At 40.8% G+C, this 13,078-nt stretch carries 9 protein-coding genes; 7 read left to right on the top strand and 2 right to left on the bottom strand.

Going from position 1 to position 13,078, the window contains the following annotated elements; genetic code table 11:
• Positions 1 to 27 precede the first annotated feature (27 nt).
• From OWEHO_RS10865 to OWEHO_RS10855, 3 genes are all read left to right on the top strand, one after another.
• A complete protein-coding gene (locus OWEHO_RS10865) occupies positions 28 to 1,155 on the top strand; it encodes an efflux RND transporter periplasmic adaptor subunit (protein ID WP_014202524.1) in 1,128 nt (375 codons plus the stop codon).
• Between the two features lie 20 nt (positions 1,156 to 1,175).
• A complete protein-coding gene (locus OWEHO_RS10860) occupies positions 1,176 to 4,595 on the top strand; it encodes an efflux RND transporter permease subunit (protein WP_014202523.1) in 3,420 nt (1,139 codons plus the stop codon).
• Positions 4,596 to 4,698: 103 nt separating this feature from the next.
• A complete protein-coding gene (locus OWEHO_RS10855; RefSeq protein WP_014202522.1) occupies positions 4,699 to 6,348 on the top strand; it encodes a 1-deoxy-D-xylulose-5-phosphate synthase in 1,650 nt (549 codons plus the stop codon).
• On the opposite strand, the gene OWEHO_RS10850 is transcribed toward OWEHO_RS10855, so the two are convergent.
• A complete protein-coding gene (locus OWEHO_RS10850) occupies positions 6,337 to 6,927 on the bottom strand; it encodes a riboflavin synthase (RefSeq protein WP_014202521.1) in 591 nt (196 codons plus the stop codon). The genes OWEHO_RS10855 and OWEHO_RS10850 overlap by 12 nt on opposite strands.
• Before the next feature lie 9 nt (positions 6,928 to 6,936).
• Entirely contained in the window at positions 6,937 to 9,645 is a 2,709-nt protein-coding gene (locus OWEHO_RS10845) for a T9SS C-terminal target domain-containing protein (protein ID WP_014202520.1), read from the bottom strand.
• A gap of 146 nt (positions 9,646 to 9,791) precedes the next feature.
• Between OWEHO_RS10845 and OWEHO_RS10840 the strand changes: the two genes are divergently transcribed.
• From OWEHO_RS10840 to rpmF, 4 genes are all read left to right on the top strand, one after another.
• Entirely contained in the window at positions 9,792 to 11,219 is a 1,428-nt protein-coding gene (locus OWEHO_RS10840; RefSeq protein WP_014202519.1) for a leucyl aminopeptidase family protein, read from the top strand.
• A complete protein-coding gene (gene pdxA / locus OWEHO_RS10835) occupies positions 11,219 to 12,274 on the top strand; it encodes a 4-hydroxythreonine-4-phosphate dehydrogenase PdxA (protein ID WP_014202518.1) in 1,056 nt (351 codons plus the stop codon). The genes OWEHO_RS10840 and pdxA overlap by 1 nt, the downstream gene beginning before the upstream one ends.
• A 65-nt stretch (positions 12,275 to 12,339) precedes the next feature.
• Positions 12,340 to 12,855, top strand: a complete 516-nt coding sequence (locus tag OWEHO_RS10830; protein WP_014202517.1) for a YceD family protein — start codon at positions 12,340 to 12,342, stop codon at positions 12,853 to 12,855.
• Between the two features lie 21 nt (positions 12,856 to 12,876).
• Positions 12,877 to 13,065, top strand: a complete 189-nt coding sequence (gene rpmF, locus OWEHO_RS10825) for a 50S ribosomal protein L32 (protein WP_014202516.1) — start codon at positions 12,877 to 12,879, stop codon at positions 13,063 to 13,065.
• The last annotated feature ends 13 nt before the right edge of the window (positions 13,066 to 13,078 follow it).

The raw sequence follows: 13,078 nt of genomic DNA, 5'->3' as shown, positions 1-13,078 counted from the left end.
AAAACCCACACAGTAAATTATCCCACAATGAAAAGATTTTTAATAATTGCCATATCCGTTTTAGCAGTTTCATGCTCTACCCAAGAGGCAAGTTCACTTGAAGAAAAGCGTGTTTTGCTTGGAGAGAAGGAGTCAGAAGTGGCAGCATTGCAGGCAGAAATTGAAACCTTGAAAGAGGAAATCAGTGAGATGGATACTACCAGTAACGAAGTGTCTACTTCAATTAAAGTTGCTGAGCTTAAAAAGCAAAAATTCAGTCACCATGTACAGCTTACAGGTACTGTTACCTCTAAGGAGAATATCATGATTAGCGCGGAAGCTGGGGGGCGAATAGTAAGCGTTCCGGCAGAGGAAGGGCAGAAGGTAAGCAAGGGTCAAATCTTGGTGCGGATCGAAAATGAAGCAGTAGGAAATCAATTAGCTGAAGCTAAAACTGCATTTGAACTTGCCGAGACTACCTACAAGAAACGCAAAAACCTTTGGGATCAAAACATAGGTTCGGAGATTGAGTATTTGCAGGCAAAATCAAACTTTGAAAGCACTCGTAGTCGATATGCACAAATACAAACTCAGTATAATAATACCATGATTAAAGCTCCTATAAATGGATCAGTAGATGTGATTCAGGTAAACGAAGGTGAGTTTGTAAGTGTAGGTACTCCCATAGTGCGTGTGGTAGACTTGGCAAAAGTGGAAATTGAAGCAGAGCTTTCGGAGCAGTACATGACTAATGTGCACAAGGGAGATAGTGTAAAGGTGAAAATCCCTGCTTTGGGAGTTGAGCTTACTGCTCCAGTGACATTTGTGAGCCAGGTAATAAATCCTGACAATAGAAGCTTTAAGGTGAAGGTAAATCTTGACAATAAAGATGGTCGCATTAAGCCAAATGTATTGGCCAATCTTATGATTAATGACTACACAAATGATACCGCAATTGTGGTTCCTTCAAAGGTGATTACAAAAGACCTTAAAGGTGACTTTGTGTATGTAGCTTCAAATGAAGGTGGCGAACTAAAGGCTATTAAAAAGTACATTAAAAAAGGAAGGTCATCAGGGCCTGAAACTGAAATTTTGAGTGGCCTTAAAGAAGGTGATAAAATTATTACTGATGGTTACAATCAGGTAAATAATGGAGAAACTGTAAGCGTACACTAAGCTTTATAACCAGCACAGAAATGGCAAATAAAACAGAAAGAAATTTTAAGTTAAGTACACTTTCGCTCAATAACTCGATAAGTGTATTTATTCTTTCGGCACTACTACTTCTCTTTGGATTGTACTCCTATCGTACCATGCCCAAAGAGTCGTTTCCCGAAATTGTGTTTCCACTAATTTATGTGCAAACACCTTATGCTGGAAACACCCCAGCCGATATTGAAAACCTTATAACCCGACCTCTTGAAAAAGAAATTAAGGGTGTGGATGGTATCAAGGATTTGAATTCTGAATCCGTACAAGACGTGTCCATCATTAATGTGGAATTTAATATTGATGTGGATACCGAAAAGGCGCTTCAGGATGTGAAAGATGCGGTAGATCGCGCAAGGACAGACTTGCCTACAGACTTGGATCAAGAGCCACTGGTAATGGATATTGACCTTTCCCGGATCCCTATTTTGAATATCAATCTTTCGGGGGATTATTCTATCGATCAGTTGGTGGATTTTGCGGAAGATCTGCAGGACGAAATTGAGGAATTACCTGAAATTTCAGAGGCAACCATCACAGGCGATAAGGAAAAGGAGGTTCAGATAAATGTGGATTTACCTTTGCTTAAGGCAAACCAAATTAGCTTTACTGATATAGAAAATGCCATTGCCAGTGAAAACGTGAACATTGGGGCAGGTGATATTTTACTGGGAAATACGCGTAGAAGTATTCGTACTGACGCGGAGTTTCAGGATATGAATCAGATTAAAAACATCATTGTAAAGCACGAGAATAATAACATTGTGTACTTAAAGGATGTAGCTGATGTATTGTTTACCTACAAAGAAGTGGAAAGTTTTGCGCGTCTTGGGGGTGAGCAGGTGGTTTCTCTGAATGTAATTAAGAAGAGTGGCGAGAACTTATTAAACGCCACTGATAAGATTACAGAGATTCTGCAGGAGTCAAAAAAGAATGGAATGTTGCCAAAAGGACTTCGTATTACAACGACAAATGATCAGTCCGTGCAAACTCGAAATCAGATTAGCAACCTGGAAAATTCCATTATTAGTGGAGTAATCCTGGTGATTCTTGTTCTTTTATTTTTCCTCGGATTGAGAAACGCAATCTTTGTTGGTTTGTCTATACCGTTTTCAATGTTCATCTGTTTCCTTGTGCTAAGTGCCCTTGGTATTACCCTGAATTTCATGGTGTTATTTGGGCTAATACTTGCCTTGGGTATGCTGGTGGATAATGGAATTGTAACCATTGAAAATATTTACCGACTCTATGAAGAGGAAGGTCTGTCCAAATTTGAAGCCTCAAGACAAGGGGTAGGCGAGATTGCCGTACCTATTATCAGTAGTACGGCTACTACGCTGGCGGCATTTTTTCCATTACTATTTTGGGATAGCATTATTGGTGAGTTTATGGGTTTCTTGCCCAAAACCTTGATCATTGTTCTGGCCTCTTCACTTTTTGTGGCTTTGGTAATTAACCCGGTAATCACGGCTACTTTTATTAAAAAACAAGACTTAAAGAAAAAGCCGAATTACAAGCGAGCATTAATCTCAGCAGCCATTTTTGGAGGCTTAGGAGCGTTATTTATTCTTGCCGGTGTCTTTGTATTTGGGAATTTGATGTTGATCATTGCTGCGCTGATATTAATCTTCGCTTACGTATTAGAGCCTTTAGCGGTAAAGTTTCAAACAGGGGCATTAGTAAAGCTGGAAAACCTATATGCTCGTACACTAAAATGGGCGTTGGATGGTATTAGGCCAATTGTGATTTTGATTGGCACATTTGTGTTAATGGTAGTTTCTATCATGTTTTATTTTGGTAGTAATCCAAAGGTTGTGTTCTTTCCAGTAAATGAGCCAAACTTTATAAATGTATATGTAGAGGTGCCGTTGGGTACAGATGTGCAGGCTACTGATAGCGTTACGCGCATAGTTGAGTCTAAGTTGGATGAAATCCTTGAGCCTTACGGAGAAGTGATTGAATCGGTGGTGACTAACGTAGGAGCCGAAACAGCTAGTCAAAATGACTTTGGAGGTGGTGGTCAGTCCACTCCTAATAAAGCTAGAATTACAATCGCTTTTGTGGAGTATCAATACAGAAATGGCATTGAGACTACCGAAATACAGAAGGATGTAACTAATCAATTGCTGGGCTACTTACCAGGTGTCACCTTTACGGTAGAGAAAGAACAAAATGGACCTCCTGTTGGTAAGCCAATTAATATTGAAATCACCGGTGAGGAGTTTGATCAGCTAATTGAGATTGCGTCCGATGTGAAGAATGAGGTGGATGCGGCCAATATTCCGGGTATTGAAGGTTTACAAATTGATTTGGAAACCAATAAGCCCGAAATGCTTATTAAGATTGATCGTGAAAGAGCAAGAAGATTGGGTGTTTCTACACAGCAAATAGCACTGGTATTGCGCACTGCTTTGTACGGTAGAGAGGCAAGTAAATACAAGGAAGGTGAAGATGAGTACCCAATCGAAATTCGACTTAAAAAAGAGTACCGCTATGATGTAGCGAGTTTGATGAATCAACTGGTTACTTTTCGCTCACAAGCAACAGGAAAAATTGTTCAGGTGCCAATTTCAGCTGTTGCGAGTTATGAGTTTAATAATTCATTCAATTCCATTAAGCGTCTTGATTCTGAACGATTGATTACAGTTTATTCTAACGTTATTGAAGGGTACAACGAAACAGAAGTAAACAATCAGATAAAGGCTACATTGAAGAATTTCAAGTTGCCACAAGGTTATGACCTAAAGTTTACTGGAGCCCAGCAGGAGCAAGATGAATCTTCAGCATTTTTGGGTACAGCAATGCTAATGGCTATTGCATTAATTTCCATTATCCTGGTGTCACAGTTTAACTCACTAGTTAAGCCATTCATTATTATTATGACCGTGGTATTTAGTACTATCGGGGTGTTCCTCGGCTTGGGTATTTTCCAAATGGACTTTGTTGTAATTATGACAGGTATTGGTATCGTTTCGCTGGCAGGTATTGTTGTAAATAACGGTATAGTTTTGATTGACTTTATTGAACTCAGTAGGTCTCGTCAGCGAGAAGCAAAAGGGGTAACAGGTAATCATGAACTTACGGATGAAGATTTGAGAACTGCTATTGAGTTAGCGGGTAAAGTTCGTTTGCGCCCTGTATTGCTTACCGCCATTACTACAGTGTTAGGGCTGTTACCGCTGGCTGTAGGTCTTAATATTGACTTTATAGGCATGCTTTCCAGTTATGACCCTAATATATATTTTGGAGGTGATAACGCGGTATTTTGGAGCCCAATGGCCTGGACAGTTATTTTTGGCCTGGTGTTTGCTACATTCTTAACGTTGGTCGTTGTACCTGTTATGTATTTAATATTTGAACGACTAACCAGAAAAAGTCGAGAACTTTTTAATAAGTTCGCAAGTTAATTAGGTTAAGGTTTGGTTAATTGGTTGACCAAGGGGTCTCTAGCGTTTCGTTAGAGGCCCTTTTTCATTTTAAGAAGAAACTCCATCGTACATTTGCCACTTCGTGTTATTAGATAAAATCAACATACCAGCCGATTTAAAGCACCTAGCCGTGGAAGAACTTCCACAGCTTTGTGAAGAATTACGTGCATTTGTTCCCCAAACCACACAGCGTAAGGAAGGGCATATAAACGCTAGTTTAGGAGTAACAGAATTGAGCGTGGCTCTGCATTATACTCTAAATACTCCAAATGATATTTTAGTTTGGGATGTTGGGCATCAAGCCTACATTCATAAAGTACTAACAGGGCGTAAAAACCAGTTCCATACTAATAGGTTAAAAGGTGGTGTTTCGGGTTTTACTAAGCGTACCGAAAGCCAATATGATCCATTCGGTGCGGGGCACTCGTCTACTTCAATTTCGGCTGTGGCCGGATTTGCCGAGGCTGATATTTTAAATAAGTTAAAGCGAAATCGTGTAGCGGTAATTGGTGATGGTGCTCTTACGGGCGGGATGAGTTTTGAAGCTCTAAATTACATTGGTGAAAGAAATTTGGATGTTCTGATTGTTCTGAACGACAACAATCAGTCAATTGACGATAATAAGGGAGCCCTTTCTGTTTCCAAAAATTACAAGCAGTATTTTGAATCTCTCGGTGTAAATTTTCTTGGCTCTGTAAATGGCTTGGATGTTAAAGAGGTAGTGGAATCTTTAAACTCAGCACTTGGAGTTAATGGGCCTAGATGCATTAGGGTAACTACTTCAAAGCAGTTTCCCAAGGCTGAGAAACCAGCTTCTATTGGCGGCAAGCCGGAAACTACTTTTCAGACGGTGCTTGGCAATACAATTTGCGAGCTCGGAGCTCAAAATGAAAAATTGGTAGTGGTAAGCCCGGCCATGCTTTCTGGTGGCGGTTTTGGTGCTTTTCAAAAGCAGTTCCCAGAAAGGACTTTTGATGTAGGCATTGCTGAGCAACATGCGGTGACTATGGCCGCGGGAATGGCTGCAGCAGGCTCTGTTCCGTTGGTACATTTATATTCAACTTTTGCTCAAAGAGGTTATGACCAAATAATTCATGATGTAGCCCTCCAAAACCTTCACATGGTTTTCTGTTTGGATAGAGCTGGATTGGTGGGTGAAGATGGTGCTACGCACCACGGTACCTTCGATGTGGGGTTTTTAAACACTCTTCCAGGTGTAAATATTTTGGCGCCTAGAAATGGTGATGATTTGAAAGCCATGTTGAATTATGCTGTTGCGAATCATGGAGTGTGGTTTATTCGTTACCCAAAAGCCAATACAAATTATGATGGAGCTTTAAGCAAAAGCTTTGCTCCAAAACCGAAGTGCTTGAAAACAGGAGAGGGAAAAGTTGTTTTGAGCTTTGGCTCAGTAGGAGAGGAGGTGGAAAAAGGTTTGGATGAATTGGCCTATGCCCATTATGACATTCGCCAATTAAAACCTTTGGATGAATCCTTTATTCATGAGCTTGCTTCGAATTATGAGGTGCTAATCACCGTTGAAGAAAACAGCCCTAGAGGAGGATTGGGCGATACGGTGGGTTCTATTTTACATAAAAATGAACATCTAGGGACAAAATTTTTAAGCCTAAGCTTACCCGATAAATTTATTGAGCATGGAAGCCGCACCGAACTTTTGAAAGACTGTGGGTTGGATGCTGAAAGTTTAAGACAAGCCTTCTTACTGGCGTAAGGCCATCATTCGGGCAACGTACTTGCCAATAATGTCAAACTCCAGATTTACCGTTTTGCCCACTTCTAAATTTCTAAAAGTAGTGTGCTCATAGGTGTAAGGAATAATTGCCACTGAGAACATATCCTTTTCGGAATCTACTACAGTAAGGCTAACGCCATTTATGCAAATAGAGCCTTTTTCTACAGTCACATTATCGACTTTTGGATTGTAACGAATAAAGAATTTCCAGCTACCATCTACTTCTTCTATTTTTTCGCAAACCCCAGTTTGATCCACATGGCCTTGTACAATGTGTCCATCCAAGCGGCCATTGGCAATCATGCATCTTTCAAGGTTTACAATATCTCCTTGTTTTAGTTGACCCAAATTGGTGCGATCCAATGTTTCTTTAATAGCCGTTACCACATAGTTACTTCCATCAATAGAAACCACAGTAAGGCAAACGCCATTATGAGCTAAGCTTTGGTCAATTTTGAGCTCACTCGTAAAAGGGCTGGAAAATTTAAAGTGACGATTTGTGCCTTCGTCTTCAATGTGCTGAAGCGTGCCTAAGCCTTCAATAATACCTGTGAACATGGGGTGGAATTAATTTCGGAACAAATGTACAAAGCCCTTGTCAACTTGCTCTTGTACTTCTGTAATTGCTGTGGGAGTATAATGGGCAACATAATAATACACCCCATCAGAGCAAGGCTGGCCAGTATTTATATCTGAACCATCCCAGCCATTTTCAAAAAAGTCTATTGGGCTGTCGCTTTCATATACCATAGTTCCCCAGCGGTTAAACACTTGAATATTTAGTTCAGCTACATCTTTATAATTAATGGCGGTGAAAAAGTCATTGTTACCATCTCCGTTAGGTGTAAATACATTTGGAAAATCAATTAGCGGACACGCTTCTACACAAATCACATTGCTAATCATACTTTCGTTAGGCTGACCATTGGGGTCGCTTCCGGCATCATCTACAGCAGTGATGGCATAGCATCCAGCTACAGATTGATTGGAAATATCCAGATAAAAGTTGGTGATATTTGAAAACATCGGCTGTGCAGGGAAGTCTCCATCTCTGGAGGGTTTATAATACACATTAAAATAGGTGATGTCATTCACACATCCAGAATCTGTGCTTAGGCTCCAGGATAACCGCAGTTCATCCTCTTCACAATTTATAGTGTCAGCTTGTGCGATGGGAGGGCAAGGAGCATTAGTATCTAATGGAGAGCCACAGGCAATTTGTGAGTTGTTTAGCAAATTACCTGGGGTGTTTGGTGCCGTGTATTGTCCTATGGCCAAAGCTTTATAGCAATAGTTGTCACCATTTACCAAGCCAGTATCAATATATGTATTGCTAAAGGAAAGGTCTAGGCTGTCAAAAACTGCACTGCCCGTTGGGTTTTCACGAAATACCACAAAAGTGTCATTTTGCCAAGGGGTGAAATGTCGGAAGCGAAGGATGTTGGATTCATCGCTGGGTTGCACCTCAAGAAACACCGAAGAAGCAGGGTCGGAAGTGGAAGCCAAAACCGCAGGTGAGCCAGAGTAAAATTCTACTTTATAGTTGTAACCACGATCCTGTGTGTTCAGTGTGGGGTCATTATAAAATGTATCTGTAATGGTGGGAAAGTTTCCTACTTCCACAAAATTCACTCCGTCAATCTCGTCTGCCCGATAAAGTTTATAGCTGTAGGGAGGGGGATAAGTATTGCTGTCAATGGTTGGTGGTGCAATCCATTTAATATCTATCCCACCATTTTGAGTGTCTGTATTTAGAATGTCGACATTGGTGATTAGGGGTGATTCTACTTGTTTGGATGAGCAGAACTCTACTGATGCATAGCTTTCTGAGCTATCAGCAAAATAGGCTATCACCATGTAGCAATACTGTACACCATTTAGTAAGTCAGTAGTATCTCTAAAGTTGAGAGAGTCCACATGCGGTGTCTCGCCATGAAATTTATAGCCAGTATAAGCGGGAACGCCCGTTTCACAAGGATCGGGAACAAAGCCATAAGTTCCTTCTCGCCTATAAATTTTGTAACCACTGGCGTCCGTACAAAAGCTTTTATCCCAGCTTAGGTCAATAGCATCTTTTATTCCCGTTGCTTGCGGGTTTTTAGGAGCTGGAGCTACGACTTGAATTTCGGTAGTGTATAAATCTACTAACTTGGTTTCATTAGTAGCCCTTGCACTTGGGTCATCCTCGGCTTTAAAGGTAACTTGGTAAGGAAGCTTTCGAACATGCTCACATTTGGCATCCCAATTAAAAGTGGCGGTAACATTTTGTAACCCTCTGGCATAAACAGAGTCAGCAGGAAAAATCACTTCAAAAGGTCCACCAAAGGCAGTCATTGTAACTTCATCATAAGCGGTTCCTGTTGCTGGTGGCAATGCGGGGCCAGAGTCAGGGTCAATTGCAGTGATGTTAAAGTTTAGGTTTTGACCGGCTTCTACACAAAACGGTCCAACGGGTTGAATAACTGGAGGGTTGTTGTTGCAACTCTTTATGTCTACTTGCAAATCTCTTACCACATAGCCTATTTGACGATAACCTCCATTGCCTGTTTGTCTCCACTCGGTAATTTGAATGGCAAAATTGTACTGTCCAATATTTTGTGGTTTGTCCCAAATCAAATCACCGTTTAGTGAGTCGATGGTTACTGGTGCTTGAACAATATTGGGGTCATAGGTTGTAGGGATGGTAGCGCCTCCAGATTCCCGGCAAAGAACCAGTGAGTATGTTAATAGATCTCCATCCGCATCATAGGCGCCAGGGTTATGTTCAAAACGCCTGTTGAGACATCCGTCATCAATTGGAGGATTGGTAAGAACGGGGGAGCTATTGGGGCCAACCCCTGGGGCAACTTTTAATTCAGACTGAACGTAAAAAGGTTTGTTTACAGATTGAGGGATATTTGAAATCCCAGAGTTTCTGTTCATATCTTCAAAAGAAAGAATATAGGTTCCAGCGTTAGGGTAGGCGTGTGTTCCTGTATAAAGGTTTTTTCTTACGTCATTGCCTACTATCTCACCTCTCCTTGTTCCATTACAGTCCCCTTGGCTGTTATCAATTACTCCATTTACTCTGCTTAAAATCGAACTGGTGCCATCTCCCCAGTTTATTTCAAGCTTGCAACGGTCAGCAGGAGCTGAATCCTTGGTATAGGTAGCAATTGTGATTTTGTACTGATTGTTTCCTAGAGACTCATAGGTGATTTCACCAGCACGGTTGTGAGTGGCAAATCCCTTTAGACTAAAAAGTAGAAGGAAATATATAAGTAGGTGTTTCTTCATGAAAATTTCTTGAGAGCGCTAGCATAATTGTTTTCGCCTAGCTTTATAACTCTATTTAAACAAGCATATTTTAAAGGAGTTGCACTCTGGTTAGTGGTTGCCTGAAATAATAATACTTTTGCTATCAAATTTAATAAAATACTTAGATGAACATTAGAGCAGCCAAGAGCGCAGAAGCTACAGAAAGCTCAGTCTACATATATTCTGAAATAAAGGAACTAGAATCTTTGAACCTTTCCAAGAGCGAATTAGCTTATGTTGAAGATTCAGCTAAAGACGAAGCTCGAAATATTTCAAGAATCAACAGATTTCCTGCATTTCTTTATTTGGTAAAAGTATCAAGCAAAAAGCTTGCTAAAGAACAGTTTCAGGAAAAATTAAGAATGGAAGGTGTGAAGTGCTTCAAAATGTTGGCTTCGCAAAAAACAAAAGTGGTTTCGGTTTCTAGCCTTTCGGCAAATGAAAACGCATACTATCTGGCGGAGGGATTGGCTTTGGGAGCTTACCAGTTTCTAAAATACTTTTCTGATAAAGAAAAGCGCCATCACGGTTTAGAAGAAATTATACTACACGGAATTAGTGATGAAAGAGTAACTGAGTTACAGGCCACAACTAATGGTGTGTACGCTGCTCGAAATCTAGTAAACGAGCCTTTAAGTTATTTAACGGCAGTTCAGTTAGCTGAAGAGGCTTCTAAACTCGGAAAAGAGAAAGGCTTCAAAGTAGAGGTGATGAACAAGAAGAAAATCGAAACCCTTAAGATGGGTGGGCTTCTTGCTGTAAATCGCGGAAGTATTGACCCTCCTACTTTTTCTATTTTGGAGTACACCCCAGAAAACGCCACTAACGAAAAGCCATTAGTTCTTGTTGGTAAAGGTGTGGTATACGATACAGGTGGTTTGAGCCTTAAGCCAACTGCTGGGTCTATGGATAGTATGAAGAGTGATATGGGTGGAGCCGCAGCGGTAATCGGTGCAATGTCTGCTATTGCCGAAGCAAAACTTCCTGTAAAAGTTATTGGACTTATTCCAGCAACGGACAATCGACCTGGCGAAATTGCTTACGTGCCAGGCGATGTGATTACTATGTATGATGGCAGTACCGTTGAGGTGTTGAATACCGATGCCGAAGGAAGAATGATTTTGGCAGACGCACTGGCTTACGCCAAAAAGTTGAACCCAGCATTGGTAATTGATTTAGCCACACTTACCGGAGCGGCAGCTGTGGCGATTGGCAAATTTGGAGTTGTGGCCATGGGAACGGCAGGTCAAGAAGCAATGAATCGTTTGGATAATTCTGGTAAAGAAGTGTACGAGCGTATTGCTCAGTTTCCTTTTTGGGATGAATACAATGACTTGTTAAAATCTACTATTGCCGATGTGAAAAATATTGGTGGTCGCGAAGGCGGGGCGATTACGGCTGGAAAGTTCCTGGAGCGTTTTACTGATTATCCATGGATACATTTAGATATTGCCGGTCCTGCGTTTTTGGGTAGTGATGATAGCTACCGTTTGCAAGGAGGAACCGGAGTTGGTGTGAGAATGTTGTTTGATTTTGTAAAATCTATGGCATAATGAGCGAATCGAGAAAGCCGATAATAGGCATTAGTTGTGGAGACCTGAATGGCATTGGTATGGAAATTATCATGAAAACCTTCAGCAATGGAGACATGATGGATTTGTGCACACCTGTGGTTTTTGCTTCTTCTAAAGTGGCGTCTTATCACCGCAAGGCGTTAAATATGGATCATTTCAATTTCCATATTTGTAATGACTTTGGTCAGATATCAGATCGTAAAGCTAATTTGCTAAATTGCTGGAATGACGAGGTAAATCTTGAATTTGGAAAGGAAAATAAGGAGGTGGGTAAGTTTGCCTTAAAATCTTTGCAAGCCGCTGTTGAAGCTTTCAAAGACGGAAAGATTGATGCTATTGTAACAGCTCCAATTCACAAAAACAGCATACAAAGCGAGGAATTTAAGTTTACCGGTCACACAGATTTTCTTGAAAGTAATTTTGAAGGAAAGAGCACCATGATGATGGTGAGCGAAGAGATGCGCATGGCTTTGGCAACTGTTCATATTCCGCTTGCAAAGGTTACCGGAACTATCAATACGGAAATGTTGACCAATAAATTGGTGGAGCTAAGCCGAAGCCTCAATTATGATTTTCATAAAAAGAAGGGAAAGATTGCTGTGCTTGCGCTAAATCCTCATGCTGGTGATGGAGGCGTGATTGGTGATGAAGATGAGAAAATTGTTTCCCCGGCTATTCAGGCAGCTTTTGATAAAGGGGTGATGGCTTTTGGGCCGTTTCCTGCAGATAGTTTTTTTGGGAGCAACAAGCATAAGCATTATGATGCTATTTTGGCGATGTATCACGATCAAGGTCTGATACCTTTTAAGTCTATGTCTTTTGGGCAAGGGGTAAATTATACAGCCGGGCTAAATGTTATTCGCACCAGCCCGGACCACGGAACAGGTTTTGACATTGCAGGAAAGGGAGAAGCCTCTGAATCTTCTTTTAGAGAGGCGGTTTACTTAGCTTGTGACTTGGTGAGAAATAAAGGAATAAGCGTGGAAATACATAAAAATCCACTTCCGATAAAAAAGGGCAAGAAAGATTACTGATTATTACGCACTTGCGTACTAAAAGATTTTATATCTTTGCCGGCTCTAACGATGAATAGGGTGAAATGAAGAATTTGAAGGAATATAACATCAAGTTTTCAGGCCTTAAGTTAGGGATGCATTCTTTTGAATTTCAATTGGATGACAAGTTCTTTGAACATTTTGAGTATTCGGAATTTACGCGCCCGAGAATAAAAGCTGACGTGGACCTTGTGAAAAAGGAAAACGGGCTTGAAGTGAAGGCAGTTGTAAAAGGTGTTGTAGAGATTCTTTGTGACATTAGCGGTGAGCCGTTTGATTTGCCTATTGAAGGTGATTTTTCGCTCCTCGTGAAGTTTGGAGAAGAGTACAATGATTCCAATGAAGAGATTTTAATTTTGCCGCATGGTGAATACCTTCTCTACGTAGGGCAATATTTATATGAAACTACAGCATTGGCTATTCCTTTGAAACGAGTAAGCCCGGAGGTTCAAAATGGAGAGAAGGGAAAAGAAGTGTTGAATAAACTTGAGGACTTAAAAGGTGGTGAAGACGAAAGTACGGATCCACGCTGGGATAAGTTAAAGGATTTACTGAATTAAAATTGTAATAAACCATACGCAATGGCACATCCTAAACGGAAGATATCAAAAACAAGAAGAGACAAGCGTAGAACTCACTACAAAGCTGTAGCTCCTACCGTAGCAATTTGCGCTACTACAGGCGAGCCTCACCTTTACCACCGTGCACACTGGCACGAAGGAAAGCTTTACTATAAAGGTAAAGTGGTAATGGAAAAAGAAGTAGCTTAAATGCTGAAAAAAG

Source organism: Owenweeksia hongkongensis DSM 17368 (genome assembly GCF_000236705.1).
Lineage (GTDB): Bacteria > Bacteroidota > Bacteroidia > Flavobacteriales > Schleiferiaceae > Owenweeksia > Owenweeksia hongkongensis.
This window is presented reverse-complemented; position numbering and strand designations above follow the sequence as displayed.